This window comes from Paralcaligenes ureilyticus, assembly GCF_004346225.1.
Classification (GTDB): Bacteria; Pseudomonadota; Gammaproteobacteria; order Burkholderiales; family Burkholderiaceae_B; genus Paralcaligenes; species Paralcaligenes ureilyticus.
This window is the reverse complement of sequence record NZ_SMAJ01000004.1, coordinates 247,438-267,032: the sequence shown is the minus strand read 5'-3', so window position 1 is coordinate 267,032 and position 19,595 is coordinate 247,438. Positions and strand designations below refer to the sequence as shown.

15 protein-coding genes are annotated in these 19,595 nt (G+C 52.3%); 5 read left to right on the top strand and 10 right to left on the bottom strand.

Features of this window, described 5'->3' with window-relative positions:
* Positions 1–176: 176 nt before the first annotated feature.
* The 3 genes from EDC26_RS08055 to EDC26_RS08040 all read right to left on the bottom strand — a co-directional run bounded on the left by EDC26_RS08055 (position 177) and on the right by EDC26_RS08040 (position 5,314).
* Positions 177–2,081, bottom strand: a complete 1,905-nt coding sequence (locus tag EDC26_RS08055; protein WP_132581305.1) for an autotransporter outer membrane beta-barrel domain-containing protein — start codon at positions 2,079–2,081, stop codon at positions 177–179.
* An 891-nt stretch (positions 2,082–2,972) separates the two neighbouring features.
* Positions 2,973–4,076 carry a glycosyltransferase gene (locus EDC26_RS08045; RefSeq protein WP_279432680.1) on the bottom strand — a complete coding sequence of 368 codons (1,104 nt, stop codon included), beginning with the start codon at positions 4,074–4,076 and terminating at the stop codon, positions 2,973–2,975.
* 23 nt (positions 4,077–4,099) lie between these two features.
* Positions 4,100–5,314 (bottom strand): O-antigen ligase family protein, encoded by a 1,215-nt coding sequence (locus tag EDC26_RS08040; protein WP_165930958.1) that lies wholly within the window; start codon positions 5,312–5,314, stop codon positions 4,100–4,102.
* 204 nt (positions 5,315–5,518) lie between these two features.
* On the opposite strand from EDC26_RS08040, the gene wbaP reads away from it, so the two are divergent.
* The 5 genes from wbaP (at position 5,519) to EDC26_RS08015 (ending at position 11,275) form a co-directional block, all read left to right on the top strand.
* Positions 5,519–6,946 carry an undecaprenyl-phosphate galactose phosphotransferase WbaP gene (wbaP, locus tag EDC26_RS08035; RefSeq protein ID WP_132581297.1) on the top strand — a complete coding sequence of 476 codons (1,428 nt, stop codon included), beginning with the start codon at positions 5,519–5,521 and terminating at the stop codon, positions 6,944–6,946.
* Between the two features lie 2 nt (positions 6,947–6,948).
* A complete protein-coding gene (locus EDC26_RS08030) occupies positions 6,949–8,214 on the top strand; it encodes an oligosaccharide flippase family protein (protein ID WP_132581295.1) in 1,266 nt (421 codons plus the stop codon).
* A gap of 17 nt (positions 8,215–8,231) precedes the next feature.
* Positions 8,232–9,050 (top strand): glycosyltransferase, encoded by an 819-nt coding sequence (locus EDC26_RS08025; protein ID WP_165930957.1) that lies wholly within the window; start codon positions 8,232–8,234, stop codon positions 9,048–9,050.
* A 4-nt stretch (positions 9,051–9,054) separates the two neighbouring features.
* Positions 9,055–10,104: an EpsG family protein gene (locus tag EDC26_RS08020; protein ID WP_132581291.1), complete on the top strand. Its 1,050-nt coding sequence runs from the start codon at positions 9,055–9,057 to the stop codon at positions 10,102–10,104.
* Between the two features lie 79 nt (positions 10,105–10,183).
* Entirely contained in the window at positions 10,184–11,275 is a 1,092-nt protein-coding gene (locus tag EDC26_RS08015; RefSeq protein ID WP_165930956.1) for an LPS O-antigen chain length determinant protein WzzB, read from the top strand.
* 31 nt (positions 11,276–11,306) lie between these two features.
* Here EDC26_RS08015 and EDC26_RS08010 read toward each other — a convergent pair whose 3' ends face one another.
* The 7 genes from EDC26_RS08010 to EDC26_RS07980 form a co-directional block, all read right to left on the bottom strand.
* Positions 11,307–13,148, bottom strand: coding sequence for a polysaccharide biosynthesis protein (locus EDC26_RS08010; RefSeq protein ID WP_132581287.1), 1,842 nt, complete (start codon positions 13,146–13,148; stop codon positions 11,307–11,309).
* 107 nt (positions 13,149–13,255) lie between these two features.
* On the bottom strand, positions 13,256–13,840 hold the full coding sequence (locus EDC26_RS08005) for an acetyltransferase (protein ID WP_132581285.1): 585 nt from the start codon (positions 13,838–13,840) through the stop codon (positions 13,256–13,258).
* 81 nt (positions 13,841–13,921) lie between these two features.
* Positions 13,922–14,947, bottom strand: coding sequence for an MraY family glycosyltransferase (locus tag EDC26_RS08000; RefSeq protein WP_132581283.1), 1,026 nt, complete (start codon positions 14,945–14,947; stop codon positions 13,922–13,924).
* Between the two features lie 121 nt (positions 14,948–15,068).
* The gene (locus EDC26_RS07995; RefSeq protein WP_132581281.1) at positions 15,069–16,298 is read right to left on the bottom strand and encodes a glycosyltransferase family 4 protein; all 1,230 of its coding nucleotides are present in this window, start codon (positions 16,296–16,298) and stop codon (positions 15,069–15,071) included.
* 1 nt (position 16,299) lies between these two features.
* On the bottom strand, positions 16,300–17,427 hold the full coding sequence (wecB, locus tag EDC26_RS07990) for a non-hydrolyzing UDP-N-acetylglucosamine 2-epimerase (RefSeq protein ID WP_132581279.1): 1,128 nt from the start codon (positions 17,425–17,427) through the stop codon (positions 16,300–16,302).
* A 1-nt stretch (position 17,428) separates the two neighbouring features.
* Positions 17,429–18,535: a UDP-2-acetamido-2,6-beta-L-arabino-hexul-4-ose reductase gene (wbjC, locus tag EDC26_RS07985; RefSeq protein ID WP_132581277.1), complete on the bottom strand. Its 1,107-nt coding sequence runs from the start codon at positions 18,533–18,535 to the stop codon at positions 17,429–17,431.
* Between the two features lie 4 nt (positions 18,536–18,539).
* Positions 18,540–19,577 carry a polysaccharide biosynthesis protein gene (locus EDC26_RS07980; protein WP_132581275.1) on the bottom strand — a complete coding sequence of 346 codons (1,038 nt, stop codon included), beginning with the start codon at positions 19,575–19,577 and terminating at the stop codon, positions 18,540–18,542.
* Positions 19,578–19,595 lie beyond the last annotated feature (18 nt).

Here is a 19,595-nt window from a genome sequence, read left to right as displayed (position 1 = left end):
TGATCACAGATATCATATCAAAGAATTAATGGCGATGGCAAAGAAATTTCGTCGCGGCGTTGATGGCCGCCATTTTGTAGCGCCACCCCTTGTGGGTGGCATTTTTGTTAAACGGGATTCAGGTTATTGCGTAAAAATGCCACCCACAAGGGGTGGCGCTACAACGCACCCGCCCCTCAAAACGCCCAGGTCAAACTTAACCTAGCACCGTGGTCTTGCAAACCACGGGCGAACTGGCCGGCGTAGGCAATGCCCACATCAACGCCTTTGGCCAAACGCGCCTGGAGGCCGAGTTCGAACAACCAGGCACTGCGCGCAACAGGCTGGCCTTCGGACTCGAAAACCACATGCCTGGCGCCGCCTCTAAAACTTTGCCGCGAAACCGAAGCCACATCGCCACTGGCGTAGCGCCACGCCAGCAGACCATGCACCTGGGCAGCCCCCGTTACCGTTTCAATCGGCTGTGTAACCCTCAACCCCAACGTAGAAAACAACACCGACTGATGCGCCGGCCGCACATCCAACGCCGCCGCACCGCCTTGCTCGGCAAAACCCTGCGTGCGGACATCCACCCAGGCCAAACGCGTGAAAGGTTCGATAGCCACAGAGGCTGAACGAGAGCCCGAGCCACCCAGACCGAACGGCCACGACACCTCCCCAAACACCTGCGTTGCGCCCGCTCCATAGGCGCTTTGCAACCCATCGTTCAGCCCTCCCACCGCCACCGTGCGACGGCTTTGAACGCGGTGCCAGGTGTGCACTGCACCCAGCGTATAACGCCAGTTGCCCTCCTCGCCCGCCAAAGCCAAGCCCGCATGCACACTACGAATGCGCGCCCCGGCCATGGCGGCATCGCGCCACAAATGGCTTTGCTGCGCGCCGAAGAACCCACCCAGACTCCAGTTCCGGCCTACCGGTTGCCACGCACCCAGCACCACGCCCTGAATATCGCGGTGATCCGCCGGCGTACCGCCATAACCCGCACGATCGGCCGAAGAATGAAACGCATGGCTCCAGAACCCGGGCGCCGCTTCCGACGCCCGCCCACTCGGCCCCGTAGACCCGAACACACCCTCGCCTGCCGGCCACAAAGGACGGGCATGCTCGAACACCGCTTCCCGAATAAAACGGTTATCGTCGATCACACCGGATCGCACCGACGCCGCCCAACTCCCGGACAACTGTTGAAATGCCTGCCGCGCTCCTAGCCTATCCAGCACCACCACCTTGTCGTACAGCGCCGGCGCTACGGCGCCGTCCTCGGCCTCCAAGGCCTTGACCACCTCATCTTCAACAGGCGTTTGCGCCACCTCGTCAAACGCCGTGTCATTGCGTGCCAGCGTTAAAAACACCTGTTCATCGTCATACGCCAACGTGGGGGTTAAAAACGCAAAATTGCTGCTCGCCGCCGCAAATCGGCTGCCGTCCAAACCCTGCTCGGCACGCAGCACCGTATAGCGCGTGCTGGCCTGCCAATCGCCTGCCTGCGCCAGCGCTACCAGATCGCCATCAAGCAAGGCGCGGCCCGTCACCTGCACAAAATCCGCCGCTCCCAGTGCCGTGGCCTCCACCTCGAAACGGGCGCCCGGCTTGAACACCAAATCGCCCTGCACCGTCAACGCGCCAATACTATTTCCCGGCGCCAAAACGCCACCGGCCTGAATAGTCGTCGGCCCCACCACGCCTGTCCCTTGCAGCCGCGCGCCCTCATTGACTTGCACCGATCCCGAAAAATACCGGTCCACAGCCAGCGTGCCCTGGTTGACGGTCGCCGTACCGAAATACGCCGCCACATCGCCGCCCAGACGCAGGCGCCCCGCCCCCTGCTTGACCAAAGGCGCCGAGCCCGCCATCGTACCCAGCTGAGTCGCCTCGCCGCTATTGACCATTAGCTGCACACTATCGGCATAATCAAGCGGCGTCACGGTCGAGTACGAACCGGCCGGCACGCGCGTGCCTATATCCACTGCCTGCAGTTGCAAGCCATTCATCACCGTCACACCCGGCGCATAACTCAAGACGGTGCCCGTATTGGCATGCAGCGTTCCAAACGGCGCGCCCAAAGCACTGTCGCTAGCCACGTGCAGACCGCCTTGCAGCAGCAAGGTGTTGCCCGCGTAAGTGTTTGCCCCCGATAACACCAAAGTGCGCCCGCCCCCAGCTTGGCCAGACTTTGGCGCGAACCGGATTCACTGCGAACCGTGCCGCTTAAATACAGGACCGAATCGCCATAGGTATTAATCAACGCCTGCGATCCAATCCCGATGTCGCGGCGCGATTCAAACGAACCTCCCGTACGCAAGGTGTCGCCCGAGAAAACAAAAGGCGCACCGGGATCTCCCCACTGCGCCTCCGTCATGATCAGCTCCGCTTCGTCGGGTGGCGGCGACCACATCACCACCGATAAAGGTTCGTCCTTGCGCTTATGCTCGCCTTCGGCCAGCGGCTTGGCCGCCGCAATATCGCCAAACCCCAGGCACGACAGGCCGACCGCCGCCACCACACCCCACAAACACCTCGACGCCAACGGCGTGTGCGCCAAACGTCTGCTTCCATCCGCTGCCTGGGCCCCACTTTCGTCCAACGGCAACATCGATATAGACTGAATCGTCATTGTTTCCTCCGGTAGATAGAAAAGTCACGTTGGTGACAACCGGAGTATGAAATGTTTCGACGTATTTTGATATGTTTATTTAGATTTAGAGGGAAAACCATTAGGGTTTAGCAACAAACCTGGCACCCACAAGGGGTGCCGCTACATGCGCGACGGATACGTTTTTGTAGCGGCAGCCCTTGTGGCTGCCACCCGCCCCAATCCCGCCCCCAAAAGCCCAGCGCTAAAATCACCAAACCACGCAGCGACCCCTCAGCCCCAAAACACCAGCTTTTGTAGCGGCACCCCTTGTGGGTGCCATCATTACGTAAAAAAATGGCAGCCACAAGGGCTGCCCCTACACACCTCTAAGAGCTAACTAGCGATCCCCGCAAGGCAGCCCATAAACAGCCATCAGTTCCTGATGCATGCGTTCGGGCGAAAACCGCTTAAAGGCCTGTTCACGCGCCTCTTTCCCCATCCTTTTGCGTAACTCGGCGTCCGATTTCAGCAAGCTGATTTTTCTCTTCATATCAGCCACATCCGCACAAACAAAACCTGTAACGCCGTCAATCACAACGTCTTTGCAACCCTCAACATCCGGAACAACTGCGGCAAGGCCCAGCGCCTGCGCTTCAATCAGGGCCAGCGGCATCCCCTCCCACAGGGACGTCATGACAAATAAGTCTGAACCCCTAAGATAATCAATCGCTTCGCCTCTCGATACCCACCCGGTTATTTTCAGATTATCCGGAAGGCTGCCCCCCGACGATAGTTGCGCTCTAAGCTCACCATCGCCGATCCACAAAAAGCTGACTGAATCGTTTCGGAAAGCAAGCGCAAGGTCGCAAAACGCCGACGGATTTTTTGGAAAACAAATACGGCCCGAAGTTGAAACGACAAAATCCGTCCCGGCGCTTCCCGTTGCTTCACCTGAGAACCCTGCCGGCATGCTATTTTCAACCAAAACGGCTCCGCGGTGCCGGGCCGTGTTTAACGCCAACTGCAGTTCGCTTGGCGAGCACGCAATCGTCGTCCCGCCAAAACGCCCGGCTACCCTCTCAAAAAATACAAAAAGCGCCCGTTTGAACCCGCTAACGTCTTTTCGCAAAAACGAAAACCCATGGGGGCTATAAAAGCAACGCTCCCGTTTCCCGGCCAACCGGCAAGCAATCCGGCCCAAAACACCTGCTTTGGACGAATGCAAATGAATGACGTCAGGGTTCAGCTTCCTGATAACGCGTACAAGGCGCCACACCGCTTTCATATCTTGATAGGGGGCAACGTTCGTGGCCATCGGAACGATAACCCGACGTATCGGGCTGGGGAACATTTCCGATAAAACAAGCTCGTCGGGAGTATCGAAACGCACTGAATGAGCCACAGTCACCGACAAGCCGGCCTCCGTCTGGCGCGTTGCCACCTGCTGGACAACATTCAGGACCCCCCCACCCAACGCCTCGGTAATATGAAGTATATGCATAGGTAGGGAAATGGCCGGGCTCGCTATGTTAGAGCGCGGCGATCCTTGTTTTCTTCGCGGCGCATACAGGCCCAAAACACCACCAACGAGACCAAAAAGAATAGCAAGGTGTTGTTGCGACCTAAAATAACCTGCGACGTGCCAAACACGGCATAACAGGCCAGCAAAGAGGCGCCACACACGGCCATCACCCGCACGGCCATATTATCTGATCTCAATCGCCGGCAAAAAGACCAGAACGCAGCAAACATCAAGGCCAAAACGGCCAGCAGGCCGATGAAACCCTGAAAGACCCAAAGCTCCAGATAATTGTTGTGGGTATTAGCCAATTGCAAAATCACGGGTTTGGCCTTTTTCTCTGCCACCAGACGCTTAAGTTCAATGTGGTAGTCTTTTTCGCTCCAGCCCAGAACAGGCTTTTGCGGAATCATTATGAAAAGAGCATCCCAGAGTGCCAGCCGCGCCCCTATCGATGTGTCGGCAACACCATCGTCAAACTTTTGCACGTCCGATACGGCTTGGGTATAACGTGTTTTTAAACTTGGTACAGTTACCACCAGAATCGCCAAACCCGCACACAAAACAAGCACCAAGCCCATCGCGCGCGCCAAATTCTGCCTATTCAAAAACGCCACAAGAAATAGCACAAGTACCAGCGGAAGCGCTATCCAGCCTCCGCGGCTTCCCGATATAACCGAAACACACCCGCCCGCAACGGCGCCAAGCACCAGTGCCAGTTGCCATTGTCGCGCGTACCGCGCCTGCGTTGCCGCCCAAAACAACCCGGCTACACAGAAAACCCCCATCGCCAAACCCAAGTCGCCAAACTGAATAACGCCGGTAAAACCCGAAGGCCGATGTAGGCCCAATGCCACCGCCTGCCAAAGCGCCAGCGCCGCACCACACACGCAACCTGTGATCAACCCGGCCCATAACCACGACAGACGCGGCGACCTACCCAGCAACATGAACAAAACCGGCACCGCCAACACATAACGGCTGGGCAAGTCCAGGCTGCGAACCCGATTGGCATGATAGACATACATAAACAGCGCCACCAGAAAAACCACCAGCAGCAGGTAAACAAGCCGTTTATCTTCGTAAGAAAGATCCAGACGCGGCCGTTTGCTCAAGACATACACGCTGGTTATTAACAGAATCGCCGGACCGACGGTGTAGCCGACAGGCACCGCCAGCATGCATGAAAAAAACAGAAATACCGCGAAAGAAACCGTCAAGGACAGAAATCTATTGTCTAAAGCGCTTTCGTTCATAGTTATAAAGTATTTATTTTGTGGTGAAAAGTAAATCAGCCAGAGTTATCGGCGAACAGCGCCCATACACCAATTCTAAAGTCGCGATAGTATAAGCTGAGCAAAAGCCTACTAAACTACCGGCTACACCCAAGGCTATATCCCAAACCAAAATCTTGACAAGGCCCGATGAAAGCAACTCGTAAAGCCGCATTCCCGGCGGCAACCATACTGGCGGCGGCCGACTTCATCTCTTTCAATGCCGGGCTCTTCCTTTCCGCCGGCCTGGTCTACCTGCTTTGGGGCAACCTGTACAACTATATACCCAAAGGCGAAGTTGAATCCCGGTTCGTGGCGCATCTATTGCTTTCGCTGGCATGCATCGCATGGTTCTCCGTGCGCCTGCGCCACTACACCTACCGAAAGCCGTTCTGGTTCGAATTAAAAGAATCGTTACGCACTATCGCTATTTTTGCCATTATCGACCTGGCCATAGTCGCCTTTTCCAAATGGCAACTTTCCAGATATATCTGGGTATTTGCATGGTCCTTTATCATAGTGTTGTTGCCGTTGGCACGATACTGGGCCAAAAAGGCGCTCTTTAGATTCGGGCTATGGCAAAAACAAAGCGTGATCATTGGCGCCGGCAAAAACGCGAAAGACGCCTATCTGGCCATTAAAAGCGAAAAAGACCTTGGCTTTGATGTGCAATACTTTTTTGCCAACGGCAAACACCACCCGGATTCTCTGTTCAATGTACCGGTCATCAGCGACGAAGCACTGCTATGGGCCAGCATCGACCCGCGACACACCCAATTTTTCGTAGCGGTGGAATACGAAGAAGAAGCACAACGCGAACTATGGATCAAAAATCTTACTGTGCGCGATTGCCGCTCGGTATCGGTCATCCCGACCACGCGAGGCATACCACTAAACAGCACCGACATGTCGTTCATCTTCAGCCACGAAGTGCTCATCCTTAGAATCAACAACAACCTGACCAAACTAACGGCACGCATCCAAAAGCGAATATTCGACATTCTAGGCTCGCTGACTATCGCCATCCTGCTGTCGCCATTATTAATAACCCTGGCGATACTTATCGCACGCGACGGCGGCAGCCCGCTGTACCGCCACGAGCGAGTGGGGCGCAATGGGCGTAAATTCAAATGCCTTAAATTCCGATCCATGGTCACGAACGCGGACGAGGCGCTAGCCGCACTGCTCGCCACCGATACACAAGCCAAATCCGAATGGGAAAAAGACTTCAAACTGAAAGACGACCCACGCAACACACCTATTGGTGCTTTCCTGCGCAAAACCAGCCTGGACGAATTACCGCAACTGTGGAATATTCTGAAAGGCGAGATGAGCCTTGTGGGGCCACGGCCGGTTATCGATGAGGAACTGGAACGATACGCGGAGAACGTTGACTATTATTTACTAGCCAACCCTGGGATGACCGGCCTTTGGCAGGTAAGCGGGCGCAACGACGTGGATTACGAGACCCGGGTATATTTCGACGCATGGTACGTTAAAAATTGGTCCCTATGGAACGACATTGCCATATTGTTCAAGACGATTAACGTAGTACTGAAACGCAAAGGCGCGTACTAGCGTTGAAATCGATACTGCATAAACTCCTGCGTTACCGATTGGTGCGAAACACCGGCTGGCTATTTTCCTACCAGATCAGTACCTATATCGCCCACCTTGCAATCATCCCGTTTCTGACCCGGGTTCTGCCGGTATCCGAATACGGTGCGGTCATGGCGGTGATGGCGGCCACGCAGTTGGCCTTTACCCTGACCGACTATGGGTTTTCCGTGTCGGCGACTTACGAGGTGTCCCTGAATCGGGACCAGGCAGTCAAGATACAGCAGATCATCGCCGATGTTCATGGCGCAAAGATCCTACTGGTTGCGGGCGCCTTGCTGGCCCTGTTCGCCCTAGCCTGCCTGCCGGCGTATCGGCCGTATCCCTCATTATTCATATTTGCCGGGCTCACGGTAGTGGCACAGGCCTACCAGCCCGTGTGGCTATTCCAGGGGCTGGAACACATGAAGGCCTATGCGTTCTACATGGTAGCGGTGCGCCTGGCATTCATGGTGTCGGTGTTCGTACTGGTCCGACAGGCGGGCGATGGGGTCTGGGTGCTGGCGTCGCTGGCCCTGGCCAATGGTCTGGGAATGGGTATTGGTTTGTACACCATGCACAGCTTGGGATATCACCCCATGGGTATGTCATTGCATGGCGGACTGAAAGTCCTACGCGACACGGCCGGGTATTTCTGGGGACGGCTTGCCTTTGCCGCGTATACGTCTGCCAACGCCATTGTGATCGGCGCTGCAGGGCTGATGCAGGCCGGCCTGTACACCGCGGTCGAACAGATCTATAAGGCGGGCCAAAGCGTGGGAGGCCCGGTAAGCCAAGCCTTGTACCCCTCGCTGGCTAATAGCCGCGATGTGCGGGTCCTATGGAAAATTGTGCCGACCATGACGGGCGTCATGGTAGCCGGCTGCGGGGTTATTGCCTGGTTCGCCCCAGAGGTTGTGCAACTGGCTTTTGGGGCATCCTACGCGTCGGCGGTCCCTGTACTATACGTTTTCCTTGCAACTGTGCCGGTATCGACGCTGGGGATGGTACTGGGCTACCCCTTGTTTGCCGCGCTAGGGCGACCCCATATCGCCAACCACACACTCGTGGCAGCGGGCCTGGTGCATATAACGCTGCTAGGCAGTGTGTGGACCATGGGGGCTTTGTCAGCCTACAATGTGGCGTTTTGCGTCTTGTGTACCGAATCGCTCATGCTGATCCTACGGATCATCCTGGGCTACATCACATATCGACGTACCCAGCTTGCAACTCAGAGCCCCCCACCCTAGTTTTCAGGATTCTGCTTTTGCCCAGATCGGATGTTTGCCTGTTGATCCCGTATTTCAATGCGGGCGACGATTTGCTGGACTCCCTGGCCTCGGTCGAGGCAGGGAGCCTGCGGCCCGATGTGTGGATCGTAGATGACGGCAGCGCGAAATACCCTGCGGCTTCAGTACTGTCTTCGTATGATGGCGCCCTGTCGATTGAACTGATTACTTTACCGGCAAACCAGGGCATTGAACATGCCCTGAATGCCGGGCTGGAACGCTGCGTCGATCAGTACCCTTATATTGCCCGGCTGGACTGCGGAGATCGCTGCATCGCCGACCGCCTGGCGCGCCAACATGCCTTTATGCAAGCGCATCCGGATTGCGCGTTGCTGGGGAGTTGGGCGAATTATGTTGACCCACAGGGGCAGCCGCTCTTCACGTCGCGACCCCCCGTCGATTCGGCATCCATTCGACGGAAGATTTTTTTGAATTCGCCGTTTGTCCACCCATCAATCTTGATGCGATCCCGGGTGCTGCAGGACGTGGGTTTCTATCCAACCGAATACCCGGCCGCGGAGGATCTGGCCTTGTTTTTCAAAATTGTAGGCAAGTATCGTACAGATAATCTGCCATGCGCACTCATTGAGTACATCATCGACCCGGACAGTATATCCAGCCGTAAGCGCAAAACCCAGATTCGCAGTCGAATTCTGCTGATCTTGAAGCATTATGATTTCAGCTTGATAGCGACGGCGGGCTTGTTGCGAGGCGTAGCGACGTACTGCTTGCCGCGTCGGACGACAGTCTTCCTCAATCGCCTGTGCGAAAGCTGGCAACACAGGCATAGCAGGTGAGCCGATGATTTACATTGCCGGATGGCTATTCAATTACGCGATGCTGGCGGGATCGCGCATGGACCGAGAGCGGGGCAAGGTCTATTGTGCCCTGGCGGTGTTGGTTATAGGCGCCATTGCGATATTGCGCGGGCCCACGGGAACGGATACGATCACCTACCAAGGGATCTCGGCTGCTCTTCGTGCAGGCCCGAGTTTGGCAGGCGTCGAGCCGCTATTTGCCCTGCTAATGCGGTGCCTGCAATGGTTCCTGGCCAACGATGCGATGGTCGTTCGAGCGGTGGCGGCCGTGGCTGTCTTGCTGCTGTGGATATATGTATACCGCGCGGATGAGGATGAACAGTATTTTCTGCTGGCAGTATTCATGCCGGCCTTTTCTTTTAGCTACACGATGAATGCCCTGCGTATCGGCCTTGCATCTATCCTGCTGCTGTTGGCGGTGCAGCAATTCCGCAGGTCGCGGACGTTCGGCCCTGGGGTCGGTGCATTGGGTGTAGCCGGACTGCTGTGCCATTACTCGTTGGCGTTTTCGCTGGGTTTCCTGGTGGCGGCGTTGCGGCCATGGTCAAGAAAGTTGGTGCTAGGAGTTCTGCTGTCTGCTGCGGTGTTAGTGACACTGATCGTTGCAGTCTCGGCCGGTTATTTGTCGCTTCGGCTGGCTTCATACACAAATTTTGCCGCCCCGTCCCATTTGAGCGGCTTATCCAGCATCATTGGGGTGGCTATCCTATTGTGCGGGGTTTGGCGAGGGCAGTTGCCAAGAGATCTGCGCATGAGGCTTCTGAGCCTGAGTATAGGTTTTTCTATACTATTTTTCGGGACCGTTCAGGTGTCTTATGCCGGTGTGCGGCTGCTGGACCTTCTAGGTTTTGTCGTGCCTCTTGCTATTTTGTGCGCGTACGGTTCCTCCGGCCAAAAGCTGGATCGGCCAGTCAAACTAGCCCTCTGTGTGTTTGGCCTAGCATCGGCGACATTTATGTTTCGTAATTTCCTCAATGAGTCACCGGGTAGTTTGGCGCCGTTCCTGCCGTATCGGTTAATATTTCAGCTGTGAAAATCCACGTCGGACGTCTTTGTAGCGGCACCCCTCGTGGGTGCCACCTCTCTCAACCAACCTAGCACCGGAGCATTGCGTGGAACAAAACGTATCCCAAACTTACCCATCAGACGAAATCGATTTGCGTGAACTGGTGCAAACACTTTGGGCATCCAAGCTGCTAATTGTTCTAACTACGCTAATAGTTACCTGTATTGCGGCAGCCTACGCATTTTTAAGCACACCCATATATGAAACCCAAGTACAAACCCTGCCGCCCACGTCAAGCGACCTAGCCAGCTATAACATGGCCAACCAGCTTTCTGGGCCAGCAGTTACTGGAGTTACTGGAAACACTGGGAATACTGGTGGAGCGAATGGGAGTACCGATAACGCCGTGCCCATACTCACTTCGGAAGAGTCGAACAATACATTTTTGCGCCACGTGGCATCAACGACCTTGCGTCAACAGTTCTTTACCAACACCTATCTACCTGCGAAGTCCAACGCCAGAGACCGCGCCACACAAGAACTTTTGTGGACGCGCTTCAATAAAGAACTGGTCATAAACCTACCCAAGAAACCGGAAGACGGCGGCCGCATGAAATTAACGCTGGAAGGCACAAATCCGGAAACTATTTCTAACTGGGCTAACCAATATGTGCAAATAGCTCTTAAGGCGACACAAAAACAACTACTAAATAATTTAAGCAGCGCTATCCATCTACGTCTTCAAAGCACTCAAGACCAAATTGCCATACTACGCAAAAATGCCAAAGTCGATCGTCAAAATGACATAGCCCGCTTGAAAGAAGCGTTGACTCTGGCCGAGTCTATTGGCCTTGAAAATCCATCCATCACCGGCAATCTGATTACCTCATATACAGGTTCTACCATGTATTTACGTGGCGCCAAAGCCTTGCAAGCCGAGCTCAACTTGTTGGAAAAACGCACCAGCGACGACCCATACATTGTCGAACTGCCCAACTTACTTAAAAAACAAGCACTACTGCAAAGCATAGATCTGAACCCGCAACACTTATCAGTGGCCATTATTGACCAAGCCGCCACGGCACCCGAAGATCCTATCAAGCCTAAGAAAACGTTGGTATTGGCCTTAGGAGTTATTTTGGGAGGAATACTAGGTATATTTATTGTGTTTATACGGCAAATGTTTAAAGGTTCTTAATAATACAAAATAGAAGGCTATTCTAATTTTCCTAGGCTTTCATCGGCTCATATTCAGGAATCCAGTGCTTCAGCTGGTGGCGAACCAAATCATCTGGCACTGGATCCAAACCCGCCAGCCATTCTTGCAATTCCATATAGAAACCTGCAGGCACCGAACGCGAACGAACAATGCGCAACTTGGGGTGGGGAGTCTCCAACGTTTCTTCAGAATCAGCCAATAGTTCCTCGTACAGTTTTTCGCCAGGGCGCAGCCCTGTAAACTCGATGCGGATATCGTCTTCCGTAAACCCTGAAAGGCGAATCATGTTGCGCGCCATATCGACGATTTTGACGGGCTCGCCCATATCCAGCACGAACACTTCGCCACCATTCCCCATCGCCGCAGCCTGCAGCACCAACTGAGCCGCCTCGGGAATGGACATAAAATAACGAGTGATCTCGGGGTCGGTAACCGTAACCGGTCCGCCGTGGGCAATTTGGGCTTGAAATTTGGGTATAACGCTGCCAGTGCTGCCCAACACATTGCCAAAACGCACCATCTGAAACCGCGCACCATTACCGTTTCCTTGGCAGTGCAATACCTCACAAACCATTTCGGCCAACCGTTTGGTGGCACCCATCACATTGGTCGGATTCACCGCCTTATCGGTAGAAATCAACACGAAACGCTCGGCCCCAAAACGCTGTGCGCACGCTGCCACATTCAAGGTACCCAGCACATTGTTGCGCACCGCCTGCCACGCATTGTCCACTTCCATCAGAGGTACATGCTTGTAAGCTGCCGCATGAAATACCACGTCGGGGTGCATGTCCGTAAAAATCTCGGTTAATCGCTGCACATCTTTTACATCACCGGCCAACGCAAGAATTTTTATTTCGGGGCGATGCTCCGCAAACCACTGTTCAATCATATATAGCGCGAATTCACTGGATTCAAACAACACAATACAGGCAGGCGAAAATCGGGATAACTGCCGGCACAACTCGCTGCCAATTGACCCGCCAGCCCCGGTTACCAGAATCTGTTTACCGGTAAGCATGGCCTGTACATGGTCATTGTCGATATGCACCGACTCACGCCCAAGCAAGTCTTCGATCTTTACCGGACGCATCATGTTAATCGCTACCCGCCCGCTCATTAGCTCGCCCAGCCCAGGTACCGTAAACAAGTGCGCACCCGCTTCGCTGGCAATTCTAGTGACCCGCTGCAGGGCCTCGGCCTTGGCCGATGGCATGGCCAAAATCACATGACTGGCGTTGTAATGCTGTAGTATCTCCACCAATTTGTCGCTACCGCCTTCAACCCGACGACCGGAAATTTCAAGCCCCCATTTAGACTGATCATCATCCACTAACGCAACCACTTGCCATTCTGCGCTACGACCCAACTCGCGCACCAGCATGGCCCCCGCAGTGCCCGCTCCGACTACCACAACCGGCTTCCCCTTGCCACGTACATTGCCATATAGGCGGTGCTCTTTCCACATACGCCAGGCGGCGCGCCCGCCCCCCATAATAAGCAACAGCAACAAGGGGTATAACAAGACAATGGATCGCGGGATCAGCACATAATCGCGCGTCAAGACAGTAAATAACAACAATACTGCCGCCGAAATAAAAACGGCTTTTAACACCCGTTTAAGATCGGGTAGGCTGGCAAAAACCCACATGCCTCGATACAAACCGGCCCACTGGCAAGCAATGAGCTGTGCCAATACCAAAGGCAAAACCCCCAGCCAAATGGCATGATCAAAGGGAATCGGCCAGTCAAAATTAAAGCGAATCAAGAAGGCTCCGGCCCATGCCACTATCACGGCCATCACATCAAACAGAAATACAAGCGTAGAGCGAAACCCGGTACTTAAAGCCATGACAGCAAACTACCTTTCATCAAATTATTGTTCAAAATACAACCGTATTCCGGTATGAATCGATAGCATCCCACAGCACCTACCCAAACGTCACACACCTAGTGTAATCAAAGATCAACTTTCAATGCAGCGCCTGATTCAATGACCGAATCAGGCAGAACCTTTACGTGATACCCAGCACTGACCCCAGCCTGCAGCCAGGCACGATCCCCCACAACAACGCCCCCAGCCAACGAAACACCCACGCCCAGATGCGCGAACTCGCCCAGACAGACATCATGATCCACTGTTGCATTAGCATTAATGATTGAACCACACCCCACCGTGGCATGCGTACCAACCACGGCGCCGGCCATAATAGTCGTGCCAGCCCCAACCGCTGCGTCGGCACTAACCCATGCATTGGGGTGAATAACCGTCACCAACATGGCTTTAAGATCAGCCAATCGTTGAAACAACCGCATCCGCGTCGCCTGATTACCTATGGCAACGACCGCGTTATCACCAGCCGAGACTACGGTATGCAAATGTGCCGTATCTGAAACAATAGGCCATCGTCCAGATGATTTTTGCTGCGCAAATGCATCATCTACAAATACGATTTCTTGCCACGAACCGCCGAGCATGGCTGCTTCCGCAACGGACCTACCATGGCCGCCCGCGCCAACAACCACCAATTTACTCTTTCGCATGCTGTTAAAGTCTATTTAAGTGTTAACAACCGCTATTTTAGTTAACTTCGGGCATCAAGACAGGTGTTTTATATTTAATTATTAATTCTTTGACAATACTTCCAGTTGCCCCGCCCGAAGCAGTACAGCAATAACAAGTAAAGGGATATAAGCGACCACTATTCCTATCACGCCTTCCAGAATGCCAACGGCGATTAAGTACGCTATCGGAAAAAGCCACGCAATATTAATGACCAAAACAGCCAAAGTCACTGGCAGGTGTCTACCGTATTTACGTGATGCGTATTGATAGGCATGGCTGCGATGCGCCTCGTACACCTTGTCACCGCGAAGCAGGCGCCTAAACAAGGTTAGGGTCGCATCCACAATAAACACCCCCAACAAAACCAGCCAGCTCCACAATAACTGCGGCGCAACCCACGCTGCCTGCAAAGACAAGACGCCCAACACCATACCAAGAAAACCGCTACCTGCATCGCCCATAAAAATCTTGGCTGGCGGAAAATTCCAAACCAAAAACCCTGCCACCGCAAAAGCAAGTAATGCAGGCGTTGCTGCCGCTTGAGAGTGGCCTATAACAACGTAAAGTGTGGCGCCGCCCGATGCAACACAGATAGCCTCAATGCTGGCAATACCATCGATGCCATCCATAAAATTATACAGATTTAACATCCAGACCAGATAAAACGCTGCCAGGATAGGCCCGATCCAATGCAAATTTAGCGTTATGCCAAAAACCGCAATGGATGGCAAACCATCTAGCCAATACAGAGCCCACGCGGCCCCGACAAAATGGGCCAACAAACGCCACTTTGCCGGGATATGGCCCCGGTCGTCTAAGAAGCCAATAAAAGCGACCCATGCCCCCGTGCCGAGCAAGGCTAATACATAAACCCAAGCAACATATGCGGCAGCGCCCAGAGAAATAAGCAAAAACAAAAAACTAACAACAATGGCCACACCCCCGCCCCGAGGGGTAGGAACGGTATGAGAACTACGCTCATTAGGTATATCCATAACGCTATGGGCCAGTGCATAGCGACGAATGACACCAGTAAAAACCAAAGAAATGCCGGCCGCACTAATAAATAGCCACCACAGCGTCATAAGCGTGTTCCAAAAAATAATTCTTATTTAAATGCGTAAATAGACAAAGCCAAAACAGCCAAATACGCTATCAAACAAGCCGGGAACAGTATATCCACTACCATGCCTTACTAAACGGGACCTATTGACTAATCCGGGCTTCTAATATTTCGATCAACCGTTGACTTTGCTTAGTCATTTCAAAGTGTTCAAGAAAATAAGCACGGCCCGCGTGGCCCATAGACTCCCGCTCTACCGGCGATAAGTTATACAGACGCTCGATACAAGCCACCAGCTTTTCGATATCTTCAGCAGGACAGCTCAGCCCCGCACCCGATTCATCTACAATACGGGCGCCTTCGCCATCCAGCGAGGCAATAATAGGCCGGCCCGCGGCCAAATACGACTGAACCTTTCCCGGTACGGTTTGAGCAAATATCTCGGCCCGTCTCAAGGACACTAACAGCCCTTTAGCACGTTGAAAAAACTGTGGCATGTCTTCCGGTGGGAAGCGCCCAGCCAACACCAAATTTTCCAAGCCATGCTCTGCCTTCTGCTGCTCAAGCCAATTTGACATACTTCCGCTGCCCACCAGCACCAACTTGAAGTCCGGCAAATGGCTTAAACGCATAGCAGCACCGACCAACGTTTCCACGGCCTGTGCTGTTCCCAGATTTCCCGCAAAAACAAGGCAAAAACAACTGCTCAGCATAGCTAACAATTCAGTTGGTACGCTAGTATTTTCCAGAGGCTGTATACCCACATCCAAATGAGAGCTGGGGTAATAAACAAGCTTGTCCGGATTAGCGTAACGCGACACAGATGTTATAAAAGCATACGACTGCACCAAAATGGTGTCGGCACATGCGTAAATACCACGTACCAAGCAGCCCACCATCCATAATATAAATTTATTACGAATAAACCCAGTTGCACTTAAGCTATCTGGCCAAAGATCCAGTACCCAGATCGCTAGATGTTTTTTAAGCTTCCACTTTAGATAAATCGCCGGAATAACCGAAGTGATCGGTGATAAAGTAAATACAAAAATCACATCAAACGAGTGCCCTTTGAACATTCGCGGAAAATACCACAGCCCGTTAAAGACAAAAGATAAATAGTTCAAAAACAGATTTTTGGCGCCACCAGACCCTCGTGGACGCAACGGTACCCGATGCACCGGAATCGTACTTTCAAAAGACTCATTAATACAGCCATGTGCTATGTAGCCAGGAAAAACAGCACCATCGGGATAATTAGGTTTACCCGTAAAGACCTCGACGGTATGGCCCTGCATCACCAACGTTTTAACCAGATTGTTAATAACAAAGGACTCAGGCCAAAAATACTGTGTCACTAAAGCTATTTTCAATTTATTTTTTCCAAACTACTCGATTCACATAATCAGTATAGCTATGAATAATTCGCACGACCTTTTCGGCAACATTCGGCATGCTGTAATCAGTTACCAAACGCAAAGAACGCTCCTCACCACGAAGCTGGCTATCAAGAACTTGTAAGGCCTGCATAATGCGCTCGGTCTCTAGCCCCACCATCATTACCGCCGCCTCTTCCATACCTTCGGGACGTTCGTGCGCCTCACGAATATTCAGCGCGGGAAAATTAAGGATTGAAGACTCTTCAGAGATAGTACCGCTATCGGAGAGCACTGCCTTGGCCGTTACCTGCAACTTGTTATAGTCTTTGAATCCCAGCGGCTTAAGCAAACGTACATGTTCGTGAAACTGAACACCCAACATATCAATACGCTTTTGAGTGCGCGGATGAGTCGAAACAATGATCGGGTAATCATATTCGGTAGCGACCGTATTGAGCACATCAACCAACTTAAGAAAATTTCTATCCGAATCAATATTTTCCTCGCGATGAGCGCTAACCACAAAGAATTTACGGTCTTCAAGTTCCAAACGGCTCAAAACATCTGACCCATCAATACCCTCACGATAATAGTCAAGCACTTCGAACATCGGGCTACCCGTTTTAATCACCCTATCCGGCGGCAAGCCCTCACGCAATAAATATTCGCGCGCAATATCGCTATAGGTCAGGTTTATATCAGCCGTATGGTCAACTATTCGACGGTTAATCTCTTCGGGCACGCGCATATCAAAGCAACGATTGCCAGCCTCCATATGGAAAATCGGGATTTTCCGCCGTTTAGCAGAGATAGCGGCCATGCAGCTATTGGTATCGCCCAGTACCAATAGAGCTTCCGGCTGTATATCGGCCAATACTTTATCCACAGCAATGATGACATTGCCTATGGTTTCGACGCCGCTAGCACCGGCAGCACTTAAAAAAAAGTCGGGCTTGCGTATACCTAGATCCTGGAAAAAAATCTCATTTAACTCGTAATCATAATTTTGCCCTGTGTGCACTAGCACATGATCACAATACTGATCCAGTTTGGCGATTACCCTCGACAGCCGAATGATCTCCGGTCGGGTTCCCACCACAGTAGCTACTTTCATTTTCTTCATTTCACACCGGGCACGCATAAGTATCAGGACGGGCACGATCAAAAATTTCGTTGGCCCACAACATCACAATCATTTCACCTTCACCTATATTCGTAATGTCGTGAGTCCAGCCTGGCACTGTTTCCACAATTTCCGGAGTTTCGCCAGATGTACAAAGCTCAAAAGATTCACCCGTTACGATATGACGAAATCCAAAGCGCGCTTTACCCCTTATAACCAGGAATTTTTCTGTCTTTGAATGATGATAGTGGCCGCCGCGCGTAATACCTGGATGTGCAGTAAAAAAAGAAAATTGCCCAGAATCCCGGGTCTTTAACATTTCTACAAATACGCCTCGCGGGTCGCTGTACTTGGGTACCTGATACGAAAAGCGCTCGGGCGGTAGATAACTTATATAGGTGGCATAAAGCGCCCGCGTCAGACCAATTCCGACCGTATCAGTAACCAATGTGGTCCGGCTATCACGAAAAACGGCCAATTGATCAGCCAGCTGACCCACCGTTATGGTGTACTGAGGCTGGACCGCGATCGCACTATCTCCAGCAACCTTACCGTCCATTGCTTCAACGAAATGTGCAATCACATCGTCGATATAAACTAGTGTAACTTTGGCGGACGGGTCATTAATCTGGATAGGAAGGCCACGCGCTACATTATGACAAAAGGTAGCAACCACCGAATTATAATTGGGGCGTGCCCATTTTCCGAACACATTGGGTAAACGTAGTAAATGCACCTTTGAGCCGCTAATCGAGGCAAGTCGAAGCAAGGCTCGTTCAGCGCCATATTTGCTTACACCATAGGGGTTGTCCAATTCCGCCTGGCTGGAAGATGTATATAAAACAGGGATTGGGTTGCCTGTAGCAGCAATCGCCTCGCAAAGTGTACGAGTAAAGTCCACGTTACCCGTTTCGAATTCTACTGGATCCAATGGACGGTTTACCCCCGCCAAATGAAAAATAAAATCGACCTGAGGCAGCCAATCATTAAGCTGATTTATGCTGTTTGCACGCGTAAACTTGAATACATCGATATCATCACGCTCAGACAAATGCGCGACCAGATTTTTCCCAACAAAACCATCCGCCCCCGTAATAAGCACCTTCATAGGATCACTCCTCAGGCGCTACGCGCTCGCCACGCTGAATAGCACGCATGAAATCAAGTTTAAGTAATAATTGTTCCATGCTTGCGACGTCCAGACGCTGAGTGTTGTGCGAATTGTAATCTTCGCTACGCGAAATTTTCTCCTCGCCATATTCAACGTATTTACCGTAATTCAGATCGCGCAAATCAGGGGGCACACGGAAGTAGGCACCCATGTCTTCAGCTGAAGCCATTTCTTCACGGCTCAGTAAGGCCTCGTATAACTTCTCTCCGTGGCGAGTGCCAATAATATTAATTGGATGATCGGATTTACCCATTAAGCGCGTCAATGCTTTAGCCAAAGTCTCAACTGTAGCAGCCGGCGCCTTCTGTACGAACAGGTCCCCATTATTACCATGTTCAAACGCGTACAAAACCAGATCAACGGCATCCGCCAACGTCATCATGAAGCGTGTCATGTGCGGGTCGGTAATTGTCAGCGGAATACCGGCACGAACCTGCTCGACAAACAAAGGTATGACCGAGCCTCGCGAGGCCATAACGTTACCGTAACGAGTACCGCAGATAATCGTTTTACTGTCGTCGGCGCTACGCGATTTAGCAACCATAACCTTTTCCATCATGGCTTTGGAAATGCCCATGGCGTTAATCGGATAGACTGCTTTGTCCGTACTAAGACAAATCACACGCTTTACACTGTTTTGAACAGCAGCTTCCAACACGTTTTCTGCGCCAAGGATATTCGTCTTTACCGCTTCCATAGGATGGAATTCACAGGAAGGTACTTGCTTTAGCGCAGCGGCATGAAAGACGTAATCGACCCCACGAGTCGCGTTGAGAACGCTGTGGTAATCACGCACATCGCCAATATAAAACTTGATCTTCGAACTAGAGTAGTGCCTACGCATATCGTCTTGTTTCTTTTCATCACGACTAAAAATGCGAATTTCAGCCAAGTTCGTATTAAGAAATCGCTTAAGAACGGCATTACCGAACGAGCCTGTCCCTCCCGTAATTAACAATTTCGCACTAGTTTCCAACATGGTTTACCTATTCTAAAT

What these genes read in the sequence shown, in the direction of transcription:
- EDC26_RS08045 (WP_279432680.1), bottom strand. Translation starts at nt 4,076, where the DNA reads ATGCATATACTTCATATTACCGAGGCGTTGGGTGGGGGGGTCCTGAAT.
- wbaP (WP_132581297.1), top strand. Translation starts at nt 5,519, where the DNA reads ATGAAAGCAACTCGTAAAGCCGCATTCCCGGCGGCAACCATACTGGCG.
- EDC26_RS08020 (WP_132581291.1), top strand. Translation starts at nt 9,055, where the DNA reads ATGATTTACATTGCCGGATGGCTATTCAATTACGCGATGCTGGCGGGA.
- EDC26_RS08010 (WP_132581287.1), bottom strand. Translation starts at nt 13,148, where the DNA reads ATGGCTTTAAGTACCGGGTTTCGCTCTACGCTTGTATTTCTGTTTGAT.
- EDC26_RS08005 (WP_132581285.1), bottom strand. Translation starts at nt 13,840, where the DNA reads ATGCGAAAGAGTAAATTGGTGGTTGTTGGCGCGGGCGGCCATGGTAGG.
- EDC26_RS08000 (WP_132581283.1), bottom strand. Translation starts at nt 14,947, where the DNA reads ATGACGCTGTGGTGGCTATTTATTAGTGCGGCCGGCATTTCTTTGGTT.
- wecB (WP_132581279.1), bottom strand. Translation starts at nt 17,427, where the DNA reads ATGAAGAAAATGAAAGTAGCTACTGTGGTGGGAACCCGACCGGAGATC.
- wbjC (WP_132581277.1), bottom strand. Translation starts at nt 18,535, where the DNA reads ATGAAGGTGCTTATTACGGGGGCGGATGGTTTTGTTGGGAAAAATCTG.
- EDC26_RS07980 (WP_132581275.1), bottom strand. Translation starts at nt 19,577, where the DNA reads ATGTTGGAAACTAGTGCGAAATTGTTAATTACGGGAGGGACAGGCTCG.